The 25884-nt window shown below is 63.7% G+C and carries 13 protein-coding genes and 1 pseudogene; 3 read left to right on the forward strand and 11 right to left on the reverse strand.

Annotated features, from left to right (window positions below; all coding sequences use genetic code 11):
• Positions 1–93: 93 nt before the first annotated feature.
• Positions 94–1008: a non-homologous end-joining DNA ligase gene (gene ligD, locus NWE53_RS27380; RefSeq protein ID WP_265055373.1), complete on the forward strand. Its 915-nt coding sequence runs from the start codon at positions 94–96 to the stop codon at positions 1006–1008.
• A 65-nt stretch (positions 1009–1073) separates the two neighbouring features.
• Here ligD and NWE53_RS27385 read toward each other — a convergent pair whose 3' ends face one another.
• The 10 genes from NWE53_RS27385 to NWE53_RS27430 all read right to left on the reverse strand — a co-directional run bounded on the left by NWE53_RS27385 (position 1074) and on the right by NWE53_RS27430 (position 22063).
• Entirely contained in the window at positions 1074–1301 is a 228-nt protein-coding gene (locus NWE53_RS27385) for a hypothetical protein (protein WP_265055374.1), read from the reverse strand.
• A gap of 143 nt (positions 1302–1444) precedes the next feature.
• Positions 1445–1759 carry a hypothetical protein gene (locus tag NWE53_RS27390; RefSeq protein WP_265055375.1) on the reverse strand — a complete coding sequence of 105 codons (315 nt, stop codon included), beginning with the start codon at positions 1757–1759 and terminating at the stop codon, positions 1445–1447.
• Between the two features lie 291 nt (positions 1760–2050).
• Positions 2051–2536, reverse strand: coding sequence for a lysozyme (locus tag NWE53_RS27395; RefSeq protein ID WP_265055376.1), 486 nt, complete (start codon positions 2534–2536; stop codon positions 2051–2053).
• A 962-nt stretch (positions 2537–3498) separates the two neighbouring features.
• Positions 3499–4395 carry a hypothetical protein gene (locus tag NWE53_RS27400; protein ID WP_265055377.1) on the reverse strand — a complete coding sequence of 299 codons (897 nt, stop codon included), beginning with the start codon at positions 4393–4395 and terminating at the stop codon, positions 3499–3501.
• A gap of 143 nt (positions 4396–4538) precedes the next feature.
• Positions 4539–6713 (reverse strand): type I secretion system permease/ATPase, encoded by a 2175-nt coding sequence (locus NWE53_RS27405; protein WP_265055378.1) that lies wholly within the window; start codon positions 6711–6713, stop codon positions 4539–4541.
• Positions 6714–6737: 24 nt separating this feature from the next.
• On the reverse strand, positions 6738–8159 hold the full coding sequence (locus tag NWE53_RS27410; protein WP_265055548.1) for a TolC family protein: 1422 nt from the start codon (positions 8157–8159) through the stop codon (positions 6738–6740).
• 276 nt (positions 8160–8435) lie between these two features.
• Positions 8436–8879: a hypothetical protein gene (locus NWE53_RS27415; RefSeq protein ID WP_265055379.1), complete on the reverse strand. Its 444-nt coding sequence runs from the start codon at positions 8877–8879 to the stop codon at positions 8436–8438.
• Positions 8880–9068: 189 nt separating this feature from the next.
• A complete protein-coding gene (locus NWE53_RS27420; protein ID WP_265055380.1) occupies positions 9069–19817 on the reverse strand; it encodes a VCBS domain-containing protein in 10749 nt (3582 codons plus the stop codon).
• Positions 19818–20210: 393 nt separating this feature from the next.
• A complete protein-coding gene (locus tag NWE53_RS27425; RefSeq protein ID WP_265055381.1) occupies positions 20211–20828 on the reverse strand; it encodes a ribbon-helix-helix domain-containing protein in 618 nt (205 codons plus the stop codon).
• Entirely contained in the window at positions 20828–22063 is a 1236-nt protein-coding gene (locus NWE53_RS27430; RefSeq protein ID WP_265055382.1) for an HlyD family type I secretion periplasmic adaptor subunit, read from the reverse strand. Before NWE53_RS27430 ends, NWE53_RS27425 begins: the two co-directional genes overlap by 1 nt.
• A 325-nt stretch (positions 22064–22388) precedes the next feature.
• Here NWE53_RS27430 and NWE53_RS27435 point away from each other — a divergent pair, with 325 nt between their 5' ends.
• Together NWE53_RS27435 and NWE53_RS27445 are read left to right on the forward strand one after the other, a co-directional pair.
• On the forward strand, positions 22389–23222 hold the full coding sequence (locus tag NWE53_RS27435; RefSeq protein ID WP_265055383.1) for a GGDEF domain-containing protein: 834 nt from the start codon (positions 22389–22391) through the stop codon (positions 23220–23222).
• Between the two features lie 60 nt (positions 23223–23282).
• Positions 23283–24354, forward strand: a pseudogene (locus NWE53_RS27445) (IS3 family transposase).
• Positions 24355–24828: 474 nt separating this feature from the next.
• On the opposite strand, the gene NWE53_RS27450 reads toward NWE53_RS27445, so the two are convergent.
• Positions 24829–25761 carry a transglutaminase-like cysteine peptidase gene (locus tag NWE53_RS27450; RefSeq protein WP_265055385.1) on the reverse strand — a complete coding sequence of 311 codons (933 nt, stop codon included), beginning with the start codon at positions 25759–25761 and terminating at the stop codon, positions 24829–24831.
• Positions 25762–25884 lie beyond the last annotated feature (123 nt).

Genomic DNA, 25884 nt, shown 5'->3' on the forward strand with positions numbered 1-25884 from the left:
GCGGCGGATATCGTCCAAGACCCGCTCGCGCGGCGGCGGGAAGCCGAGCGCGATCAATTTGTGGACCCGATGCCGGAACGCGTTGAGCCTTGTTTGGCGCTGCTCCAAAGCAAACCTCCAGCCGGCAACGACTGGGCTTTTGAGGTGAAGTGGGACGGCTACCGGCTCGCCGTCCATATCGGGCCTGGCAAGAAGGTGCAGATCATCACCCGAGGCGGCCACGACTGGACCAATCGCTTTCCGACTATCGCAAACGATGCGCTTGAGTTCGGCCTGGACAGCGCCATCCTCGATGGCGAGGCGGTCATGCTCGACGAGCGCGGCGCTTCCGACTTTGGCGCCCTGCAGAAGGCCCTTGGCGGGCGGGGCGGCAAGCGATCGGCTGCGAGCGCGATGCTCTACGCGTTCGACCTGCTCTATCTCAACGGCCGTGATTTGCGCGCGCTCCGCCTCGATGAGCGCCGGGCGATGCTGGAGGGTGTACTCGCCTACCAGCCGCATGGCTCGATCCGGCCCAGCAAGGAAATCAAGACGGAAGGCGCTCCGTTTCTTGAGCTCGCAGGTGAGTTCGGCCTGGAAGGAATCATCGCGAAACGCCGCTCGGCTCCGTATCGCTCGGGGCGCGGCGGCGACTGGCTAAAGGTGAAGTGCGTGCAGTCGGAAAGCTTTGTTATCGTGGGTTATGAACCGTCCACCGCTGCGCTCGGCGGCATCGGTCGATTGGTGCTGGCTGCTCGCAAGGACGGAGCGTTGGTCCATGTCGGGGGCGTCGGTACCGGCTTCAGCCACGCCAGCGCGACGGCACTCCGCAAGCAAATGGACGAGCTCGTTATCCCGAAGCCGGCGCTCAGCGTGAAGGGAAGTCGCCAGGCCTATCGCTGGCTCACGCCAGCTCTGGTCGCAGAGGTCGAGTTCCGAGCGTGGACAGACGATGGCAAGCTGCGGCATGCATCGTACAAGGGCCTGCGCGAAGATGCCGAGGCGGCTGAGGTCACTGAGCTGCCCTGAAGCCTGATGGGGCTTACCCACGTCCTTTCCTTGGCACGGCCTATTTCTGCGGAGGTGCCGGCTCGTCAGCTCTTCTCAGCGTGCCTTCGCCGAAACCGTACGATGGCGACCTCTTCGATTTCGCATCTGCCGATCACATGGTGCGCGTCGTCCGGGCCGCGCACGCGGTAATGCTGCTCACCATTACAGTTCGGCAAAAGCTGGATGATCTCGAAAGGGCCAGGGCGGAGCGCACCGGCAAAATTTCGCTGGAGATCGACAAAATCACCTATTTGGTACTCCGCCTCCATCACGATTTTTTCCCTCTGCCCTCAGACTTAGGTCAGGCGCTCCGGACCGGCGCTTAGGGGAGCGCCAACGCCGTTCAACGAGCGAAGCATTATAGACTTTCACGGCGGCGGCGATAACCGCCATCTCGCGCCGGTATACATGAAGATCAGCGGGTTGCGCGTAGGCAGCGAGAGTGCGCCAGCCATGCCGCCGGCGCGGTGACGAGCCCGGCCGCGTTGGTCAGCGCCGCCTGCAGCGCGTCGCGGTGGCGGGCCTCGATCTCGATGATGTACTTCGCCTTCACCGTTCCGACCAGCCAGAGCACGGCGCCGGAAATCACCACGCTGGCGATCTCGACGAGGAATGGTCGGACGATCTCGAAGATCGCCGAGCCGGTGGAGGGCGTCTGCGCCGAGGCGATCGCCGCCATGAAGAGGAGAGCGAAGCATGCGGCGACGAAGGCCGCGACGAAGCGGATCATGATGGGCTCCGGTGATGAACGGGAACGCGAAAGCAGCGGCCGACGCGACCGCGGCGGGAGCTATCCTTCAAATGAAGGATGTCGGCCGCTCATCGCCCACGGAGAATGAGCGTGCGGTATCCTGGGGCTGACAAAAATGATGGGGACGAAGCAGCTTTCGCGCGCGATTCAGCGGGCGCGGATGAAACATGCGTTGGGCGAAGCAAAGAAGCTCAACGAGGCCAGATTTCCGAAGCCAGCGCTTGCATCAGTCGAAGGGCAAAATGCTCCCTCGCCGATGGCAGAGGACGCTCAAGCCGCGATCTTGATCGGCGCCGAGTCGGTCGAGCGCGCCTTGGGCAGGCGCACTTCGTAAGGCGTCTGGAACTGGTCCGCCTCGGCCGTGCGGCGGGGGAGGATCTCCGACGGCTTCTTCCACGCCAGGATCGCAGCGCGGATCTGGGCGGGACTGGCGCCAGCGTTGATGAGCTTGATGAAGCTCGAGCCTGCCGGCCCGCCGGTCCCGATATTGTAGCACACCGAAGTCAGCTCATCGAACAGGTGGTCGGCGACTGGAACCTTCAGTGCGCGGCGGACAGCGTCCTCATACTGGATGGTGTCGCGGGCGAAGATCGCATCGCACTCCTCGCGCGTGATCGTCAGCACCCGATACGGGATGGGCGCGCCAGCGGCGGCTGTGTGGAAGATGCCGATCGTGTAGACGCCGACGCTGTCGAGATAGGCCTTCAGCTTGCGGGTCTCGCGGCCGATGAGCGCTTCCAGGCCGATCGCCGACATCGCCTGCCGGGGGGAGCCGGGATTGCCGGATTATCGGGCTTGGCAGCAAGGCCTTGACCGTCTTCGGGCCGGCGATGCGGTCGAGGTAGAGCCCTGCCGAGCGCTTAAAGGCCATGACCGCGTCCACCACGAGAGAATAGCCGAGTGCATCCAGCGCGGCTTGCACCTCGCGGATGTTCATATCGATGCTCCGAATGTTAAATATTCCACGCGAGGGGCGACTAGGACTTGGACGCCTGTAACGGGGGGCAGCGTTTCGCTCGGCTGGAACGTGCTCACGAACCATCGCGGCTGCTGTGCATAGCCTCCACGATTGTCCTCAAGGCCAATAGCTGTGGCCGAGCGCTGGGCTGAGAATGGCCATCCTACCATTGGCCGCACCAATGCCGACCGTGAAAAGTCTCTTGACGGACTATCCTCACTACAAATGGGCGGTGACGATGATTGTCATCGCTGTCGGGCTTGCTGCCTTTGCATTCATCGGTTGGCGGCGAGACCACGAGTAATCGCCGAAGTCGGAAGCCGAGCGCGACCAGCGCGCTGGATGGCGGTCGTGTCCATGCGAGCTCCCATTATCGACAGTAATCGTACAGCAGCTTGTAAACCACGGCGTCGGCGTGGCGTACTCGGCCAACGCGACCTGCAGGATCATCAGGCGGATGACGTCGACCGGGGTCGTCGCCGTAAGGCTGCCGGGCGCCGCAAATACCGAGTTTTTCCGACACTGCACTACGCGCCTCCGGTTTCAAAGGCTTCTGCACGATAGGTGCGTTACGTACTGATCGTTGTGCCGCTGCTCCAAACACTCCCGGCGTATACATCGTTCGCTATCGAGGTGCTGCAACCCAGGACCTCCTCGACGATAAGCACAGCTCGTCGATGGATCTCCACGCGCCTCTCGTCGCAACGCGCGGCCCCGGGGAGCGCATCATCCGGCAGCAGGCCGACACCGACGTGAACCCTCAACGCTGATCCGACCTGAAGCCTGTCTGGGAAATGCCCCACTCATCCAGCGCCCGCCTCAACAAAGCCCTACCTGATTGCGCAAGTTCCATCGTCAACGTATAGGAGGTTTCTCCGTTCAACCTGATCGGCACGTCGATCCATTGTCCTCGGAGGATTGTCGCCGCAATGCTTTTGATAGCCTGGGCGTCCGCGGAAGGAACGAACAGACACTCTCCCTCTGACTGCGTGCGTCCCACCATGTCCAGCGGCTCCCCGGCGCGGTCACCTGTCCGGCGCATGCGAGGAACCCCGCACTCAGCTCCGCTTTCTCCAGAGAGCTTAGCCGTCATCATTAGGCTCTGCCCGCCTTCCGCAGGCGAGAATAGTAAGCGGAGAGCCAATTTGGTTCCGCTGATAGCGAGCGTTCCGATGACACCGGAAATCCGATCGCTCGCATCGACAAGAGGAGGCTCGGCAGCCCAGGTTACGACGCCGCTCTTCACCGTAGGCTGCCCGATATCGTCGGTATTGTCCTCGATCAACCCGCCCCGAACGGTGCCACCCAAAGCCGCCCGCTTGGGCTCCCTATGAAGCGCTTCGCCGTCCTCCTTCCACTGAAAGGGGTAGAGGTCATCAAAGTCGAGCGGAAAGCGCTGCGCGAAACGCGCCTGGCCAAATAGCCTGAGAAATTCTTCGCTGCGAGCGCCGGCTGTAACCAAATCGCCTGAGCGCTGCGAAGCAACAGGCTCGGGCCTGAAAACGACTGCGAAATCGCTACATTTCTTCAAAGCCTCCGAGAGGTTCTTCTCCATCATGTTGAGAAAATGGCAGGGCGGCCGTTTAGCCGGCGGGCTTTTCCCTGCTTCCGCGCGGCTTTGAGCGAGGATCGGCGAGCTTGCGACCGTCCACGCCAAAAGACACGCCACAAACCCCGTCGGGCCACGTGACAAGCGTGGGACGGTTCCAAACCCCCTCATGGAACGTCTGCGCCTCGCTTCGCAATCCAACTGGCAGTCACCAACCCGGCCCACACTTTCGTCGCGCTCTTCGGCATCGATCAGATACCTCCGGCCTTCTCATTGAGGAGGCGCAGCACCTCCGCCACGGGTCCATCCGCCACGGCGCGGCCACCATCGACGACGATTACCCGTGTCGCCAGGGCGAGGACCGCGTTGCGATGAGTTGTTACAATGAGCGTTTGATGGGGATGCAGCCTCTCCTTGAGACGCGTTACGAACTGCCGCTCCGTAGCCGTATCCATGGAGCTCGTCGGATCATCCAGGAAAATGATGCGTCCCGACGATAAAAGCGCGCGGGCCAGGCCGATGACTTGCCGCTGCCCGCTCGACAATTGCTGACCGCGCTCGCCAACCTGCCTCTCGAAACCAGCCGGATGGGACTGAATGAAATCGGCCAGCCCCGAGAGCCTAGCGACATCAAGCAGTTCGGCGTCTGAGGCATTAGGCTTCGACAGGCGCAGGTTCTGCCGGATGCTTCCGTTGAAGACGTGCGTGTCATGCGTCACGACATTTATCGCCGACCGGATCTCCTGCGGATGATACTGGCGAATATCGACGCCGTCGATCAGCAGTTCACCGGCATCCAATTCGTAGAGCCGCCCCAGAAGCCGGCCGACAGTCGTCTTGCCGGCGCCAATGCGGCCGAGGATGGCGACGCGCTCACCCGGGCGGATCTTGACATTGAATCCGTTCAGGACGGGGCGAGCCTGCCCCGCATAGGTAAAGCTCGCACCACGAAACTCGATATTGCCGCCCTCGATGGAGCGCGAAACAAGCATCCGCTTGTCGCTGCGCTCATCGGGCAGCTTCATGATGGCGTCGAGACTGTGATAGGCGCTGACCGCCTGGCGCACGCGCGACAGCATCAAGGCGATCTGTCCCAGAGGAGCGACGGCCCGGCTGCCCAGCATGGCCGAGGCGATGATTCCGCCGGTCGTGATCATGCCGATGTCGAACAGATAGGCGCCGACCACAATGGTCACGACTGTCACCAAATTCTGCAGCAGATACGACAGATTCGCCGCGAAAGCCGCATAGTTCTTGATCCGGTGCGTCGTGTTCGTCGCCGTCGTCGTGATGTCCCGCCAGCGCCTTAGAAAAATTCCCTCGGCGCGCACGGCCTTGATCGTCTCGAGCCCGGCGACGATCTCGACCATTAGCGATTGCCGGTGTGAGCTCGATTGGTCGGCTCGGCTGATCTCCGCCGCAATCAGGCGCTGGACGACGAAGCCGAGAAGGATGAGCCCGAGGATCGCGACAACCGGAAATATCGCCAGGTACGGGCTGATCGCCAGGATCACACCTAGGAAAATGAAGGCGAAGATGAAGTCGACGAAGTAGACGACCGTGTTCGAGCCGATGAACTCGCGCAAGAACTCGTATTCGGAGATCCGCTGAACGGTGATGCCGGTGGTCGGCGTGTTCGCCTGCAGGGTCGTATTCATGATCCGTTCGATCAGCAGACTCGAAATCCGGATATCGAGTTGCCGGGCCATATGATCGACCAGAAAGGCACGCGCGGAACGGAGCAGCACATCGAAGAGCAGCGCGATGGCCGCACCGATGGCCAAGACCCACAGCGTCGAGATTGCCTTGTTCGGCAGCACGCGATCGTAGACGTTCATCGTGAAGAGCGGGCCGACCAGCGCCAGCAAATTCACGAAGGCGGAAGCGAAGAAAGCCTCGAGATAGCTGCGCCAATGCGGGCGTAGCGCCGCCAGCAGCCAATTCCGATCGACATCGACCGCGTGTTCCCCGGTGGGATCCGCGGCAGTAAGCTGCGGCGAGAACCGCAGGATGTCGCCGCCGTCGATCGCCCTCAAAACCTCGACGGGCGCCGTCGAAACAGTCCCCTGCCGCGGCGAGTAGACCTCGACCTTGCCCTCTTCCAGAGCGAGAATCAGGATCGGCGCCGCTTCCTGCAGCCAGGCGATCGCAGGAAAGTCGGTCTCAACCGGGGCGCCGGCGTCGAAGCGGACCCAATCGGCACGCAGGCCCACCCGCTCAGCCGCGCGGATGAGATGTTCCTGGGAGAGCCCTTCCTCGCCGACAGGAAGGCCGGCAGTCAGGACGGAGGCCGCCGTCGGGCGCTCGAAAAGCGTTGCCAGCTGAACGAGGCAAAGCAGCAGCGGGTCTTCAGCCTCACCTGCCGGTGAAACAGGTGAGGGAGATGCTTGCGCATCTCCCTCCCGCAGCGCTTGGGTACCAAGCATGGCGACGTGTCTCTCGGCCAAGCGTCAGAGTCCGGGCGGAGGAACGCCGAGACGTCCCTTGTTCGGCGAGTAGCGCGGTAAGGTTTCGGCATCCGCAGTCGGCGGCACGCCGGCGTCCGTGCGGGCATAGGCATCCGCCTGCTTGGGCGGGCGCAAGCCGAAGGAAGAGACCAGCTGGCCGGTCGAGGCGAGGATCCGGTACTCCGAGAAACGCGCGGCCATCGCCGCCGTCTCGTGCAGAACCCTCGCGTTGTAGCGCGTGTTCTGCGCGTCCAGCACATCGAGCAGCGAACGACGCCCCACCTGAAACTGATCGGAATAGGCCAACACCAGCCGGTCGCCGAGGTTGGCCTGCTGGCCGAGCACGCCAGTCAGTTCGGACTGACGCAGCCGCCGCTCGAACGAAAGCTTCACGGCTTCGCGAACCTCGCGAAGGATCTGATCGCGATTGTGCTGGGCTTCGGCGACACGGCGAGTCTGCTCCTGAATCGCAGCCTGATCGATCCCGCCATTGTAGAGGTTCATGCGCATGACCGCACGGGCCTGGAGATCCGTGGTGCGTCCCTCGACGCCGTCGATGTCCCGGCCGGTGCGGGCGCGCCCTTCGAGGAAGACCTCTGGCAGCATCTTGCCGCGTGCCTTCTTCACCAGAGCGTGCGCCGCATCGATATCGGCCGTAGCGATATGGATGCGGGGATTGTTGCGAACCGCGAGCGCGAGCCCGCTTTCGACCGACTTCGGCAGCCGGCCCGCAATCGACGGCGGCATCGCCCCCTTCACAAAAGTTTTGCCCACGAGCCGCTGCAGGCGAACCTTGCCTTCGTTGAAATTCTGCTTGGCTTCGATGGCCCGCGCCTCCGCGGCCTTCACGCGCTCTTCGCCTTGCTTCAGATCCGCGTCGGTGAGAGAGCCGCTGGACACGTTGCCACGAATACGCTGCACGGTATCTTGCAGGAAGCCCATATTCTGCGACGCGAGTCCGATCAGCCGTTCCTGCAGAAGAATGTCAAAATACTCGCGCGTGACTTCGAGAGCGAGGAACTCGGACCGCTCGAGAACACGGAGCGAGGCACCGTCAACGCGCGACGCCTGGCGCTCGACTTCCGCGTCCGTGGTGAAGCCGTCGAACAGCTTCCAGGTTCCCACGACGCCGATCTCGACCGGAGAAAAACCCTGCTTGTCGCGCGATCCCGTCAACCGCTCGATGGCAGTGTAGTTGCGCTCCAGGTTCCGTGATCCGACGGCCCCCTCCGCGTCGATGCGCGGCATGTAGAGACCGCGAGCCTGTCGCAGCTCGAATTCTATAGCCTCGCGATTCTCGATCGCAGCCCCGATCTGCGGATTCGAATCGATCGTCGTCGCGATAGCCTCACGCAGGGACAGCGCAAAGGATTGCGTTGCTGCCAGGATCGGAAGGGCACCGACGACAACCCCGCCGAACAACATTGCCCGCAATGATATTCCTCGCTTGCCTGAACTCACTTCTGTGCCCCCCTGTGATCCCTCCGGGATCAACCTCAAGCGCCGCATCCACGAACAGGACGAAAGCCGCCCCAACAACTCTCAAAACCACAAAAAAGATACAAAAGGCATGATTGAACACGAATCCCACAAATTGGCATAAAATTCCTACGCAAATTAATTGCATTTTTGGAGCAAGATAAAAACCGAATAAAAATCGTCAGGATTCGCCGATAGCCTTCGAATTTCGAAGATTCGCGCCTACCTGACCATGGTTGCGCGCATGCGGGCATGATAGCATTCGCAGTTCCACAGACGGTCGGAATCCACCTCCCGATAAGACAGCATACCCAGCGCGATGCCGCATGCCGTGCGAGAGGCGTAAGCCCAGGTGATACGCTCAGAGCGGCTCGCTTCCGTCGCGAGCTGGGCGGAAACCTTTGTCGCCTCGGCATAGCGCGCCTGGATTTCGTCCTTAATAATCGAGAAATTCTGCTCCCGCGCCAGAGAAGAATGCCCCCAGGCCTGGCAAACCGCAGGCGCACTCCGCGATGGAGGTATCCCGGAGAGGTCAGCCGCCTGCGCCGCAACACAGAGAAGCAACGGCAACACAGCGGCGCAAACCAAAGACAAAGCTTTCATTTCTTCCCCAGCGCGCTCATTCCTAGCTAAATTTAGGCTAGTGGACCGCATGATCTTGCTCAAGCGGCTTCCCTGACTTTCCGGCAGTTGCCTAGTATTTGAGCCGCCGATGTCACCCAAAAGAGACGGTCCGCCACGAGCGAGGCCGCATGCCGGGGTTGCGCGGCTATGGCAGGTCGGGCGCTCCGCGGAGCGGGGGAGATCGGGCCGGCCACACCTTGCGGCGGAACCGGTCCCGATTCGTAGGATGGATCAGGTCACGACCGCCTGCTGGTCATGATCGTAGAGGATCTGGACCGAGCCCACCGGCGGGGTCGAGAACGTCGCCACCACGACCGAAGCTCCGCCGGCCGCGGTCCCGTTGTTGTCGACGAGCAGCTGATTGCCGGAGATGGAAACAACCTGATCGACCTGTGCGGCATTGGTCGGCGCCCCCGTCCCGAGCGACTGCAGCAGGCTGCTCAGATCGATCACATCCCCCAGGCTCCCATTGTAATCCTGGATGAGATCGTCCGTGCTGATGGTCAGATGCGACGGGTCGATGACGAAGGTATCGGCACCCTGCCCACCCGTCAGCGTATCCTGCCCGGCACCTCCGATGAGCACGTCGTCGCCGTCGCCGCCATAGAGGATGTCGTTTCCGAGGCCGCCGCTCAGAGTGTCGGTGCCGATACCGCCATTGAGGGTGTCGTTCCCGCTACCCCCATTGAGGATATCGTTCCCCGCATCGCCATTGAGGGTGTCGTTGCCCTCCTGCCCGTAGATGATGTCGTTTCCGTCACCGCCATTGATGGTGTCGTTGCCACCGGTCCGGCCGCTCTCGCGCCCCAGCTCTTCGGCGTGGGACACGATATAGTCGACGGTGTCCGCACGACCCCATCCCTGATAGGCAGCGCCGACACCCTGGCCGGCCTCGAGCCTCTGGAAGACATCCCAGCCCGAGCCCGCCGGCGTCGTCAGACCCGCCGCTGCCGCCAGGACATCGGTGAACGGCACGTCGCCGAAGATGAGGTCGTTACCCGCGCCGCCATTGAAGGCGTCGGCGCCGGCATGGTCGGCGACCACGGCCTGACCGCTGAGCTCGCCGATCACTGCTTCGAGCTGCTCCGCTGTCGTGATGTTGGTTGCGCTGCCACCCGTTCCCTCGACCGTGCTCAGCGTCGAAAGAGCGCCACTGCTGATGGCAATACCAACGGCTTCGATCGGCCCGAAGGAGCTCTCGATCGAGGTGACCTCGTCGTTGAAGCCACCGCCCGTAGTCGGCTCACCATCGGAAATGAAGACGACCTTGTTCTTGGTGCCGGCTCCGGTCAGCGGACCATCGTAATCGACAGCGATGTTGGCCAACTCAACGGTCACGCCCGAATTATCGGTATCGTTTCCGGTGAACTGCACATAGCCGATCGTCTTCCCGTCCGTCCCGAGCGTCAGGCTTCCGTTCGAGGTTCTATTAGCTGCGGCACTGGAAGTCCCATCGGTATAGTGGATGACGTAGGAGATCGACTCGCTGCCGTTGTTGTTCAATCCATCGAACGTGAAGGTGGCGAACTCGACGGGCGGTCCTTGGAACGTCGCGAATTGCGTGCCGTAACCGGTGCTTCCGGTGCTGGGAGAAGGATCGAAGCCCGCTACTCCGAACGTATTCTCGGCACCGAAATCGAAGCGCAGAATCTCTCCGTTGTTGATGCCGCTGTCGCCACTGCTACCACTGCGAACGCCCATCCCGTCCGTCGTCCCAGTCACGTTCATTTGTGTCGAGCCGTTCCAGGCGGACACCACGGCAACCTTGGTATCGTAGGAGTTCAGAAGAACGGCCGTGCCGTTACTCGTATTGCCGTTGCTGTCGAAGCTTTCCGCACCGTTGACCGGATGGGTGACGCTGCTGCCATTGACCCAGCTCTGAACCTGCTGAAGCGCGGATTCGTAGTTGGTCGACGGCCCGTCGAACGTGTCGTCGAGGCCGTTGACCACCGCATGCGCAGCCGAAACCTGCGCAGTATTCACCACGCCACCCCTGATCAGGTCGAAGGTGATACCCGGCCCGCCCGCCTCATTGAACTGCACGAGGTGGATCCGGACGTTCTCCGCCCCGGACACCGCCAACTGATCGATGGCAGTGTTCACGGCATTCTGCAGCGCCTCGAGACGGCTGATATTGCTGCCGTTGAAGCTGATCGAGGCGTTCATGCTGCCCGACGTGTCTAGCACGAAGACGACATTGGCTGTATCGCCGGGCGTCACCGTGGCCAGCGCGCCGGGATCACCGATCAGGACATCGTCGCCGGCGCCGCCGTTGATCGCCCCGGTCGTGTTCGTCGTCACGTCGACCACATGGGGCTTGTCGGGCGTGTTGGGAGCATCGTTGACGCCGTCATCGCCGCTGCCGGAGCCGACGACCAGCCTGCCGATGGCATCGAGCGAAATCGCCAGCGTCGCCGTATCGGCATCGCCGTCGCCGTCGGTCAGCGTGTAGGTAAAGGTGTCGACGCCGCCGCTATTCGAGGTCCTGGCATACGTGTACTGACCGTTCGCAGCGATTGTCAGCGAGCCGTACTGGCCGGCGATCACCGTCGAGCCGCTGACGCCGACATCCGTGCCCAAGCCCCCTACATTGCTGTTTTGGACGTGGCTGACCCGTGCGCCGTCCGCGCCGCTCACGTCAGCATTGGCCGTGCCTCCCGTCGTGCCCAGGCCGCTGATCACGTTGCCGTCCGTCGACGCCGTCTTGCCGACTGCATCGGTATCGTTCACCGCCTTCGGAGCGTCGTCGACGACGCGCACCTCCAGCGTGTCGGTCGCGCTCGTCCCGCCCACGCCGTTGACCTGCAGCGTGATCCGGTCGTTGAACCCGGTCGCGTCGACCGTGTCCGAACCGCTCGGAACCTTGCTGTCGTTGTCGATCGTCGCGGACAGCGTGTAGCTGTAGCTCACCACGCCCGTCCCGGCATTGTAGCCCGTCAGACGCAGCGAACCCTCGCCCGTGTTCACGACGCCGTTCGTCGTCCCGAACGCCTGCATCTGCGTCAGCGTGAACGTCACGCCGCCGACCACGATGCTCGCGATCCCGTCCGAAGTCGTCACCGTGAACGAGCCCGTCGCCGTCTCCTTCGTCGTCGCGGCTTCCGAACCCAACGGGTTCAGCCCGGACTCATAGACCGTGGCGTCGGCGCCCGAAGCCTGCGCGGTCGTCACCGTCGCGCTGTCGGCGGCTCCCTTCACCGTGATCGTCAGCGTCGCCGGGGAGGTGTCACCATCCGCGTCCTGCATCGTGTAGTGCAGCACATAGTCCTGGCTGAACCCCGTCCCCAGCGCCTGCGTCGCCGCACGGCTGTTGTCGAGCTGGTAGCTCCACGTCCCGTCGCCATTCTGCGTCAGCGTGCCGTACTGGTTCAGCGACGCGATCGCCGCCGGATCGCCCGTCCCGCCCCAGCCAACAAAGCTCGCCGGCGCGTCCGCGCCCGACGCGTCGTTCGACAGGACGTTCCCCGAGACCAGGCTCGCGCCGTCCTCCGTCACCGTGTACGAGCCGTCGTTCACCGCCTTCGGAGCGTCGTCGACGACGCGCACCTCCAGCGTGTCGGTCGCGCTCGTCCCGCCCACGCCGTTGACCTGCAGCGTGATCCGGTCGTTGAACCCGGTCGCGTCGACCGTGTCCGAACCGCTCGGAACCTTGCTGTCGTTGTCGATCGTCGCGGACAGCGTGTAGCTGTAGCTCACCACGCCCGTCCCGGCATTGTAGCCCGTCAGACGCAGCGAACCCTCGCCCGTGTTCACGACGCCGTTCGTCGTCCCGAACGCCTGCATCTGCGTCAGCGTGAACGTCACGCCGCCGACCACGATGCTCGCGATCCCGTCCGAAGTCGTCACCGTGAACGAGCCCGTCGCCGTCTCCTTCGTCGTCGCGGCTTCCGAACCCAACGGGTTCAGCCCGGACTCATAGACCGTGGCGTCGGCGCCCGAAGCCTGCGCGGTCGTCACCGTCGCGCTGTCGGCGGCTCCCTTCACCGTGATCGTCAGCGTCGCCGGGGAGGTGTCACCATCCGCGTCCTGCATCGTGTAGTGCAGCACATAGTCCTGGCTGAACCCCGTCCCCAGCGCCTGCGTCGCCGCACGGCTGTTGTCGAGCTGGTAGCTCCACGTCCCGTCGCCATTCTGCGTCAGCGTGCCGTACTGGTTCAGCGACGCGATCGCCGCCGGATCGCCCGTCCCGCCCCAGCCAACAAAGCTCGCCGGCGCGTCCGCGCCCGACGCGTCGTTCGACAGGACGTTCCCCGAGACCAGGCTCGCGCCGTCCTCCGTCACCGTGTACGAGCCGTCGTTCACCGCCTTCGGAGCGTCGTCGACGACGCGCACCTCCAGCGTGTCGGTCGCGCTCGTCCCGCCCACGCCGTTGACCTGCAGCGTGATCCGGTCGTTGAACCCGGTCGCGTCGACCGTGTCCGAACCGCTCGGAACCTTGCTGTCGTTGTCGATCGTCGCGGACAGCGTGTAGCTGTAGCTCACCACGCCCGTCCCGGCATTGTAGCCCGTCAGACGCAGCGAACCCTCGCCCGTGTTCACGACGCCGTTCGTCGTCCCGAACGCCTGCATCTGCGTCAGCGTGAACGTCACGCCGCCGACCACGATGCTCGCGATCCCGTCCGAAGTCGTCACCGTGAACGAGCCCGTCGCCGTCTCCTTCGTCGTCGCGGCTTCCGAACCCAACGGGTTCAGCCCGGACTCATAGACCGTGGCGTCGGCGCCCGAAGCCTGCGCGGTCGTCACCGTCGCGCTGTCGGCGGCTCCCTTCACCGTGATCGTCAGCGTCGCCGGGGAGGTGTCACCATCCGCGTCCTGCATCGTGTAGTGCAGCACATAGTCCTGGCTGAACCCCGTCCCCAGCGCCTGCGTCGCCGCACGGCTGTTGTCGAGCTGGTAGCTCCACGTCCCGTCGCCATTCTGCGTCAGCGTGCCGTACTGGTTCAGCGACGCGATCGCCGCCGGATCGCCCGTCCCGCCCCAGCCAACAAAGCTCGCCGGCGCGTCCGCGCCCGACGCGTCGTTCGACAGGACGTTCCCCGAGACCAGGCTCGCGCCGTCCTCCGTCACCGTGTACGAGCCGTCGTTCACCGCCTTCGGAGCGTCGTCGACGACGCGCACCTCCAGCGTGTCGGTCGCGCTCGTCCCGCCCACGCCGTTGACCTGCAGCGTGATCCGGTCGTTGAACCCGGTCGCGTCGACCGTGTCCGAACCGCTCGGAACCTTGCTGTCGTTGTCGATCGTCGCGGACAGCGTGTAGCTGTAGCTCACCACGCCCGTCCCGGCATTGTAGCCCGTCAGACGCAGCGAACCCTCGCCCGTGTTCACGACGCCGTTCGTCGTCCCGAACGCCTGCATCTGCGTCAGCGTGAACGTCACGCCGCCGACCACGATGCTCGCGATCCCGTCCGAAGTCGTCACCGTGAACGAGCCCGTCGCCGTCTCCTTCGTCGTCGCGGCTTCCGAACCCAACGGGTTCAGCCCGGACTCATAGACCGTGGCGTCGGCGCCCGAAGCCTGCGCGGTCGTCACCGTCGCGCTGTCGGCGGCTCCCTTCACCGTGATCGTCAGCGTCGCCGGGGAGGTGTCACCATCCGCGTCCTGCATCGTGTAGTGCAGCACATAGTCCTGGCTGAACCCCGTCCCCAGCGCCTGCGTCGCCGCACGGCTGTTGTCGAGCTGGTAGCTCCACGTCCCGTCGCCATTCTGCGTCAGCGTGCCGTACTGGTTCAGCGACGCGATCGCCGCCGGATCGCCCGTCCCGCCCCAGCCAACAAAGCTCGCCGGCGCGTCCGCGCCCGACGCGTCGTTCGACAGGACGTTCCCCGAGACCAGGCTCGCGCCGTCCTCCGTCACCGTGTACGAGCCGTCGTTCACCGCCTTCGGAGCGTCGTCGACGACGCGCACCTCCAGCGTGTCGGTCGCGCTCGTCCCGCCCACGCCGTTGACCTGCAGCGTGATCCGGTCGTTGAACCCGGTCGCGTCGACCGTGTCCGAACCGCTCGGAACCTTGCTGTCGTTGTCGATCGTCGCGGACAGCGTGTAGCTGTAGCTCACCACGCCCGTCCCGGCATTGTAGCCCGTCAGACGCAGCGAACCCTCGCCCGTGTTCACGACGCCGTTCGTCGTCCCGAACGCCTGCATCTGCGTCAGCGTGAACGTCACGCCGCCGACCACGATGCTCGCGATCCCGTCCGAAGTCGTCACCGTGAACGAGCCCGTCGCCGTCTCCTTCGTCGTCGCGGCTTCCGAACCCAACGGGTTCAGCCCGGACTCATAGACCGTGGCGTCGGCGCCCGAAGCCTGCGCGGTCGTCACCGTCGCGCTGTCGGCGGCTCCCTTCACCGTGATCGTCAGCGTCGCCGGGGAGGTGTCACCATCCGCGTCCTGCATCGTGTAGTGCAGCACATAGTCCTGGCTGAACCCCGTCCCCAGCGCCTGCGTCGCCGCACGGCTGTTGTCGAGCTGGTAGCTCCACGTCCCGTCGCCATTCTGCGTCAGCGTGCCGTACTGGTTCAGCGACGCGATCGCCGCCGGATCGCCCGTCCCGCCCCAGCCAACAAAGCTCGCCGGCGCGTCCGCGCCCGACGCGTCGTTCGACAGGACGTTCCCCGAGACCAGGCTCGCGCCGTCCTCCGTCACCGTGTACGAGCCGTCGTTCACCGCCTTCGGAGCGTCGTCGACGACGCGCACCTCCAGCGTGTCGGTCGCGCTCGTCCCGCCCACGCCGTTGACCTGCAGCGTGATCCGGTCGTTGAACCCGGTCGCGTCGACCGTGTCCGAACCGCTCGGAACCTTGCTGTCGTTGTCGATCGTCGCGGACAGCGTGTAGCTGTAGCTCACCACGCCCGTCCCGGCATTGTAGCCCGTCAGACGCAGCGAACCCTCGCCCGTGTTCACGACGCCGTTCGTCGTCCCGAACGCCTGCATCTGCGTCAGCGTGAACGTCACGCCGCCGACCACGATGCTCGCGATCCCGTCCGAAGTCGTCACCGTGAACGAGCCCGTCGCCGTCTCCTTCGTCGTCGCGGCTTCCGAACCCAACGGGTTCAGCCCGGACTCATAGACCGTGGCGTCGGCGCCCGAAGCCTGCGCGGTCGTCACCGTCGCGCTGTCGGCGGCTCCCTTCACCGTGATCGTCAGCGTCGCCGGGGAGGTGTCACCATCCGCGTCCTGCATCGTGTAGTGCAGCACATAGTCCTGGCTGAACCCCGTCCCCAGCGCCTGCGTCGCCGCACGGCTGTTGTCGAGCTGGTAGCTCCACGTCCCGTCGCCATTCTGCGTCAGCGTGCCGTACTGGTTCAGCGACGCGATCGCCGCCGGATCGCCCGTCCCGCCCCAGCCAACAAAGCTCGCCGGCGCGTCCGCGCCCGACGCGTCGTTCGACAGGACGTTCCCCGAGACCAGGCTCGCGCCGTCCTCCGTCACCGTGTACGAGCCGTCGTTCACCGCCTTCGGAGCGTCGTCGACGACGCGCACCTCCAGCGTGTCGGTCGCGCTCGTCCCGCCCACGCCGTTGACCTGCAGCGTGATCCGGTCGTTGAACCCGGTCGCGTCGACCGTGTCCGAACCGCTCGGAACCTTGCTGTCGTTGTCGATCGTCGCGGACAGCGTGTAGCTGTAGCTCACCACGCCCGTCCCGGCATTGTAGCCCGTCAGACGCAGCGAACCCTCGCCCGTGTTCACGACGCCGTTCGTCGTCCCGAACGCCTGCATCTGCGTCAGCGTGAACGTCACGCCGCCGACCACGATGCTCGCGATCCCGTCCGAAGTCGTCACCGTGAACGAGCCCGTCGCCGTCTCCTTCGTCGTCGCGGCTTCCGAACCCAACGGGTTCAGCCCGGACTCATAGACCGTGGCGTCGGCGCCCGAAGCCTGCGCGGTCGTCACCGTCGCGCTGTCGGCGGCTCCCTTCACCGTGATCGTCAGCGTCGCCGGGGAGGTGTCACCATCCGCGTCCTGCATCGTGTAGTGCAGCACATAGTCCTGGCTGAACCCCGTCCCCAGCGCCTGCGTCGCCGCACGGCTGTTGTCGAGCTGGTAGCTCCACGTCCCGTCGCCATTCTGCGTCAGCGTGCCGTACTGGTTCAGCGACGCGATCGCCGCCGGATCGCCCGTCCCGCCCCAGCCAACAAAGCTCGCCGGCGCGTCCGCGCCCGACGCGTCGTTCGACAGGACGTTCCCCGAGACCAGGCTCGCGCCGTCCTCCGTCACCGTGTACGAGCCGTCGTTCACCGCCTTCGGAGCGTCGTCGACGACGCGCACCTCCAGCGTGTCGGTCGCGCTCGTCCCGCCCACGCCGTTGACCTGCAGCGTGATCCGGTCGTTGAACCCGGTCGCGTCGACCGTGTCCGAACCGCTCGGAACCTTGCTGTCGTTGTCGATCGTCGCGGACAGCGTGTAGCTGTAGCTCACCACGCCCGTCCCGGCATTGTAGCCCGTCAGACGCAGCGAACCCTCGCCCGTGTTCACGACGCCGTTCGTCGTCCCGAACGCCTGCATCTGCGTCAGCGTGAACGTCACGCCGCCGACCACGATGCTCGCGATCCCGTCCGAAGTCGTCACCGTGAACGAGCCCGTCGCCGTCTCCTTCGTCGTCGCGGCTTCCGAACCCAACGGGTTCAGCCCGGACTCATAGACCGTGGCGTCGGCGCCCGAAGCCTGCGCGGTCGTCACCGTCGCGCTGTCGGCGGCTCCCTTCACCGTGATCGTCAGCGTCGCCGGGGAGGTGTCACCATCCGCGTCCTGCATCGTGTAGTGCAGCACATAGTCCTGGCTGAACCCCGTCCCCAGCGCCTGCGTCGCCGCACGGCTGTTGTCGAGCTGGTAGCTCCACGTCCCGTCGCCATTCTGCGTCAGCGTGCCGTACTGGTTCAGCGACGCGATCGCCGCCGGATCGCCCGTCCCGCCCCAGCCAACAAAGCTCGCCGGCGCGTCCGCGCCCGACGCGTCGTTCGACAGGACGTTCCCCGAGACCAGGCTCGCGCCGTCCTCCGTCACCGTGTACGAGCCGTCGTTCACCGCCTTCGGAGCGTCGTCGACGACGCGCACCTCCAGCGTGTCGGTCGCGCTCGTCCCGCCCACGCCGTTGACCTGCAGCGTGATCCGGTCGTTGAACCCGGTCGCGTCGACCGTGTCCGAACCGCTCGGAACCTTGCTGTCGTTGTCGATCGTCGCGGACAGCGTGTAGCTGTAGCTCACCACGCCCGTCCCGGCATTGTAGCCCGTCAGACGCAGCGAACCCTCGCCCGTGTTCACGACGCCGTTCGTCGTCCCGAACGCCTGCATCTGCGTCAGCGTGAACGTCACGCCGCCGACCACGATGCTCGCGATCCCGTCCGAAGTCGTCACCGTGAACGAGCCCGTCGCCGTCTCCTTCGTCGTCGCGGCTTCCGAACCCAACGGGTTCAGCCCGGACTCATAGACCGTGGCGTCGGCGCCCGAAGCCTGCGCGGTCGTCACCGTCGCGCTGTCGGCGGCTCCCTTCACCGTGATCGTCAGCGTCGCCGGGGAGGTGTCACCATCCGCGTCCTGCATCGTGTAGTGCAGCACATAGTCCTGGCTGAACCCCGTCCCCAGCGCCTGCGTCGCCGCACGGCTGTTGTCGAGCTGGTAGCTCCACGTCCCGTCGCCATTCTGCGTCAGCGTGCCGTACTGGTTCAGCGACGCGATCGCCGCCGGATCGCCCGTCCCGCCCCAGCCAACAAAGCTCGCCGGCGCGTCCGCGCCCGACGCGTCGTTCGACAGGACGTTCCCCGAGACCAGGCTCGCGCCGTCCTCCGTCACCGTGTACGAGCCGTCGTTCACCGCCTTCGGAGCGTCGTCGACGATGGCGATCGACAAGGTCGTGCCGATCGGGTCGCCATCGGAATCCACGACCTTCACCGCGAAGTCGTCATGCGTCGCGTCGCCTGGGGTGCTGTCCACGAGCGTGTAGGAATAGGTGAAGTCGTTCGCCGCGGCCGTCCCGTAAACCGTCAGGCTGCCATACTGGCCCTGCACCACGATCCCCGCGGCGCCGGCATTGCTCACATCGATCTGTGTGCCGTTCTTGTCGGTCACATACAGGCGACCGATCGTGTCGCCGCCCGTCGTGATGTTGAACGAACCCGTCGCCGTCTCGCTAGTGTCCGCGTTCCCGGCTCCGCCACTCGCCGCAAGCTCGCCCGAACCCGCAGACTTTCCGCCATTTCGCTCCGGAAGGCCGGCCTCGTTCACGCTCGTGTCCGACTGCGCACCGAGCGCGATCGTCGGCGTCGAATCCTTCACCAGCGTGGTCATCACCGTCGCCGTCGACGGGTCGTTGTCGCCGTTCACCTCGTCCGTCCGCGCGCTGTCGGATCCACTCGACAGGGCCGCTTCGGATACCGAAACGCTTGTCGTCGACGCAAGGGCGCTCGGCCCGACGCTCAACCTCTGCACCGGCCCCAGTTCACGCTGCTCGAGCGTGGGGAACTGCAGATCTGTCGGCGGGAGCAGATCGGTAATGCCGAAGAAGGAGCCGACATTGCCGTTCGGCACAGCAAAATTGCCGCCGGAGCTGTTTATATTGGAGGCTTGGGCACCGGCGGCCGCGACGATGCCCTCACGGCTGAATACCGCCGCCAATGTACTGGCCGGCACCTCGAGGTCGCCGAGCATCAGGGTCGGGACGTTGTCGACGCCGTTGTCGATCACGATCGTGCGACCGTCGGCCTGCTTTAGGACGATATCCTTGCCCGTGATCTCGATAGTGTCGAGCGAGGTGCCCTGCGGCAGGCGAACGATCTTGGAAGCAGCCGCGTCGAAGTGAATGACCGGAGGAGCCGCTACGACAGCCGGCCCTGCCGATTGCGTCAATTGCTCCGCCGGCCTGGGCGCAGCCTGATCGGCAGAGGCCTGCGCCAGCTGGACGCGCCCATCGCCATCCGCAACCGACTCCTGCGAGACCTGCTCCACCTGGACATCCGTGTCCAGACCGGCATTGCCGAGACCTTCAATCATGATTTCACCCGATCACGCTGACGTTTGGCGGATCGTTCGGCGATTTTTTTTCGAGAAGCAAGTGGGCCGATATATCAGCGTATATCTACAGGCCATCGAATTTGCAGATGCTTAGCATCCGGCTATTTCAATCGCTATTCCGCTGGGTCATTCGAGTCATACTTTGTTTCGAATTTGGGAATCCGCTGCGGCGGATTACGATCCGATCAGAACTCCCGATTCCGTGCAACCTCAAAGCGCTCTAGAGATTGGTTCGACCGGGTCCGAGCGATCCTCCAGAAATCGCGCACCAAGTATTGCTCGCTTAGCCGAGCCGAAACCTTTGAGCAGCCGGTTGTCCCGCCGGCGCCGAAACGTCGGCGACAAAATTCCTTGCTGCGAAGGCATCCGAGTTCAGCGAGTGCTTTGCGAAGGCCTGGATGACGACGAGGGATGCAGCACGCAGAGGAGAAGTGCGTGCCCATGGGCGCGCTCCAGCAAGGTGACGCGAACGGTCGCCTTCCATGATTGCTGCCCTGCCTCGAGCGAGCAAGGGATCGAGAGGATGCGCTGCTCGTTCTCGTCGAACAGCATCAGAACGCGGCTGATTTCAGCGGCGAGCTCGAAACGGAGGTGGGATTGAGCCCCGACACTGGCGACGAAATTCCGCATCGAGCTGTTGAAGAGGCGGATCTGCTTGTGCCGGTCGATGACGAAAGCAGGCTCAGCCATCAAATCGATGATGCGTTGCCAGCGCTCCTTAGCATGCGCGGGCTGCTCGGCCTGCGCTTCCCGCATGAACCACTCGATCGCCGCAACGCGCAGGCGCGCCGTCGCATTGCCGGAATCGTTGCCGATGAGCTGGGCGACATAGGCCGACAGCCGCTGCTTGCGCCGCCGGGCGATATACTCGAGCGCCTGCCAGAAGGCGTCTTCGAGCTTGAAGGCACGCCGCCGTCCCTGCACGGTCAGCAAGCGCAGTCGCGGCCCCTTGGCAACAGGGATGTCGATGTCTTCCGTGTTCGGATCCATCAACGCTCGGTCAACGCCTCATGCCTGGCACGATTGATAGGCTTGAGCAGATAGGACAGAATCGACTTCTCGCCGGTCACGATATCCACGTCCGCGGTCATGCCCGGTATGATGGAGTGCGTGTTCTTGCCCATCTTCAGCGACGTCTCGTCACTGCGAACAAGCACGATGTAAAACGTCTCTTTCAGGTTCGGATCGTAGACGCTGTCGGCCGACACCTGCTCGACGACGCCAGTGAGTCCGCCATACTGATAGAAATCATAGGCCGAGATCTTAATCAGCGCCTTCTGCCTCGGAACGATGAAGGCGATGTCGGAGGGTTTGACGCGCGCCTCGATCAGCAGCTTTCCATCCGAGGGGACGATATCGAGCAGCCGCTCTCCCGGATTCACGTAAGCGCCGACCGTGTTGACCGCGAGCGAATTCACGATTCCATCGACAGGAGAGCGGATATCGGTTCGACGAACGCGCTCCTCCGCCCCGCGCAACGTCTCCTGCACCACGGACCACTCAGCACGCCGTGCCGTCAATTCCGCCAACGCTTCGCGGCGAAACTGCGAGGTCTGCTCGGCGAGCAGCGAGCTAGCCTCGCGGAGCGCGGCCTCAAGCCTGGCTTTGCTCTCTTTCGCCACAGCCAGCTGGCCTTTCAGCTCGACTACTTGCCGCTGTGTCCTGATCAGCTCGAGCTGGGACACGAGATTGCGGCTTGCCATCGGAGCAATGATCGACAGCTCTTTTTCCGCCAGAGTGAGGGACTCGTTGAAGCGATGCGTCTGCGCCGCGGTCTCGCCCAACTCGCGCTTGCGCTGCTCGAAGCGCTCTTGAAGCCCGTCCATACGGGCGCGAACATTATCTTGCCGTGCTGTCAGCAGCCTACGTTCGTTCAGGCAGACGGCGGGCGCCTCTGTCGCAACACTCGTGGGACACTCGAAGGTCGCATCCGGGCCGGTGGTCTCCGCTTCAAGGCGCGCGATCTGAGCCCGAAGCGCACGCCCCTGAGCCTCAGCCTCTCCGGCCTTCGCCGCATTCGGCGTGTCATCCAGCCGAATGAGCAGCTCGCCGTGCGTAACCCGCTGGCCTTGCCGCACGAGGATTTCCCGGACGACACCAGCCTCGGCGCTTTGAACCACCTGTGTGCGCGCCGACGGAATGACGCGCCCGGAGCCGCGCGTAACCTCTTCCACGCGCGAGAAATTGGCCCAGACGAGTCCGGCGGCCAAAAAGGCGCCGATCAACCTAATCGCCTGCGATGCCAACCGGGGCGGCCGATCGCCCGTTCGAAAAACCTGCTTCTTAGTCTTGGCTCGAAGCCAAGGGATTGATCGCAAACCGCCTTGCCTGATCACCGACGTCACGAAATGGGCACTCCTGCTCACTACGAGCCGCCTGGCATACGAAGCTAAGTACCACAAAGGTTATGGCTAGGCGAGAAGCCCGGTCATAGACAGCGAATTTTAACGTAAACAGCTTCTTGTTGTACAAATTTAAGAGATATTGCAGGGAATTGTCTACGGAGACTAGCGTTTATAGGAACGAGTGGAACTCGATTCGAGAGACAAGATGGCCGCCTCGCCCAATAAAATTACCAAAGGCTACGCCCAAGAGAGAACGGCTGGCGTCAAAATCTGGTGCGGAGCGCTCGCAGGATGCGTAGTAGCCATCGCCGTCGCCTATGGCGCGGCGGCAACCTTCAAAATGTCGTCTCCGAACTGGCTGCTTCTCGCGCTGGGGACGGTTACGGGCATCACACTCGCCTGCGCGATGCGGGCCGTTTTCAGATCACCAGTACGCATCGATACGACGGGCAATGTGGCCGCGCAAAACGAGTCCGCTCCGGAAGGCAGTCAGGGCAAGATCGTAAGCCGCTTCGACGAACGCCGGAGGACGCAGGAAGAGGCAACCACATCTCGCCTCGAAGCCGAGCGCCTGCAAGATATCGATCCGGTCACTGGTCTCGGTAACCGGCATGGGCTGCAGGTCAGGACGATGCAGGAATTCAACCGTGCGGATCGCGAGGGTACGGCACTATCCCTGCTGCTACTCGAGGTCGACGGCGACGACACACTCGCCGCCTCGTGGCGGGCCGATGTAGCAGGAGCCCTGCAGCTGCACATTGCCGATACGCTCAGAAGCTTCGTCAGGCCCTATGATGTTGTCGCTCGCATCTCTCCCTCAGAATTCGGCGTCCTTCTGCTCGGAGCAACGGGGCCAACAGCGGCGAGCATCGCGCGGCGCCTCAAGAACGCGGTGATGGCGCAGCCCCCGCTCCTGCTGGGAGGAGACATGCCCGTCATCCGGATTTTCGCGGTCGAACGGGAGCCGAAGGAAAAAAGCTTCGATGAAATTCTGACACGCGCTCGCAGCACCCCGATTTCCGACCGGGAGCTCATCTAAAAGCTTGCGATCCAACTGGATTGGAGTGACCCGGTTTGTGGACACCCTTGAAGTCATTTTATGGAGTGTCCGAAGCCCCGTTTTCGAAGCGCCTATGCGCCGGAGTTTCGGCGGCAGATGGTCGCGTTGGTCCGATCGGGACGAACGGCTGAAGAGCTTGCCCGGGAGTTCGAACCGGCCGCCCAGTTGATCGCCAAATGGGTCCGCCAAGCCGAGCGCGACGCCGGCAAGCGCCCGATGGCCCGACCAGCGCCGAGCGTGAAAAACTGATCCGCCGTCGTCTGGAGAACCATCGTTTGCGCCAGGAGCGCGATCTGTCAAAGGCGGCGGCCTGGTTCGCGCGGGAGAGTAAGGCGGAACCAGAACGGTTTTTCCGGTTCATGAGCGCGCGGCAGGCCTGCGTCGCTGTGGGCGGCGCGGGACGCCGATCTCACCCGGAGTATCCGCACGATCCATGGCGCCTCGCACAAGACCTATGGTGCACCGCGCATGCACGCCAAACTCAAAGCCGAGGGCGTGGCGATCGGCGAGAGGCGCGTGGCTCGACTGATGAGCGCCGCCGGGCTTGTCGGCGCCAGCCGGCGCAGGAGCGTCACGACGACGAAGCGCGTTACTGATCATCGGCCAGCGCACGATCTGGTCCGAAGGAACTACTTCGTCGAGAAGCCCAGCTGTGGGCGGCCGACATCACCTTCGTGCCCACGCTAGCAGGCTTCCTGTTCCTTGGCGGTCGTGCTGGACGCATGGCCCAGGCGCATCATCGGCTGGGCTTTCTCCGCCGATCTCAAGACCCGTGTCGTGCTCGACGTCCTCGACATGGCGCTCGCTGCGCGCAAGCCCGAGAACGTCATCGACCATAGCGATCGGGGTTCGCAATACACCTCGCTGGCTTTCGGCAACCGCTGAAAGGACGCCGACGTCAGGCCCTCGACCGGCTCCGTTGGCGACACCTACGACAACGCCATGGGCGAGAGCCTTTCGCGACACTGGAATGCGAACTGGTCGACCGAAACCGCTTCCGTTCGCACAGCGAGGCGCGGATGGCCGCCTTCCACTTAATCGAAGTTTTTACAACCCGTCACGCCGCCATTCGGCACTGGGATACCTTCGAATACGAAAGGACGCATCATGAGCTCACATGACCCGCCCAAGCCGTGAACAGTCCACGGAAGCGGGTCAACTCCAGGATCGCCAGAATAAGCAAGGTCACGGTGCAGGTAACCTGCATCGTGGCCTCGAGCGTTGCGTCAAACTCCCGATCGCCGAGCCTTTGAAGCTGCCCGGCATAGCCGGCTTGCAAATGACGTTGCAGGGCTCGACCTTACTGGCCGGCAGAGACGCCGCAGGCGCAAGCTTCTCGCGCCGGCCCGCTGCACTGAGGCGAGTCTGGGCAGCGGCGCCACACAAGACATTGCTCTTGCATCTGGTCAGCCTCCGGACTTGCTTCCATGCCGAACGTCCGTATCGCTTGCGATTCTGGCGCCCGCCTTCAACATGGGCCGCGCCAGTCGAGCGAACCGAGCAGGCCGCTCAAGCGGTATGAGAAGGAACTATGCGTGGAAAAGAGCCCATAGCCCCGAGCAGAGATCAGAGGCCGAAGATATTCTTAGATCGACTTCTTTCTGTTGCCGTGAATGAAGGTGCTGTTCTCGACGAAGGACAACAGGGGCAGATACTCCTTCACCTGATTGTCGCTCCTCACGCCCACGGCGATATTGTCGAGAACGAGCTGGTGGCTCATCGTATTGACCACCAGGACGGCGTGGTCCTGTCCCGTGGCCGGAATTTTCACGAGCTGGAGTCGAATCTGCGAACGATCAAAGCCGGCGGCAAGCAGCATCCACATTTTCAAAATGGCGTATCCCTTACAATCACCCGTGCCACGCTGCAGTATTTCCGATGCCGTGGCCCAGTAATCCAGGACGCCATATGTATCGGAATCGGTCCGATACTTCAGCCAGGAATTGACGGCTGCGTTAATGGAACGGACCGCCTCCTGCTCGTCCTGCCGTTGAGCGATCGAGACAGCTTCAACGAGGCGCTGGCGTAGCTTCGATGTGCAGGCAGCCCGCGCCGCACGGCATTCGTTCCCGAAATAGGAATCTGCGCGCTCATCCAAAGCCGCCCGCCAGCGCTGCGTCAGGGGCGCATTCGAAATAGCAAGCGCGACAGAGCCCAGAACCTCGCTGCGCACAGGGAGGGCGGCTCGATCTGCTCTGCCCGCGAGAGAATTGGAAGGCCTATCGGACGCCGTCCAGTATTCGGCAACCCAGGGAAACGTGCTGCCCCAGCTCAGCGCGGTAGGCTGCACGGTCAGGCGATAGCCAACAGCCGCAGCAAAGGTGCCGGCCGGTATCGCGAGGGATGATGATAGCTGCGCCCGAACATGCAGCCCTAGCATGTCGACGCCGCCGGCCGATGCGACGACGAAGAAAGGAACGACGGCGTTCTCGGTGCGAAGATCGCGTTCTGCCTGATCCGGCGCGATGCTTGCCATGGCTGGCACATACGTGAGGGCTGCCGCAATCGGCAAAGTCACCAAGCAGCTCTTGATAAGCTTCTTTAGGGGTCGTCCCGGCCAAGCCATCCGCATCCCTCCCAGACACGGAGGGGACGATGCCCGAAGGATCGCTATATCGAATAAACTCGATATCTAGATATT

Source organism: Bosea sp. NBC_00550 (assembly GCF_026020075.1).
In the GTDB taxonomy this organism is placed as follows: Bacteria; Pseudomonadota; Alphaproteobacteria; order Rhizobiales; family Beijerinckiaceae; genus Allobosea.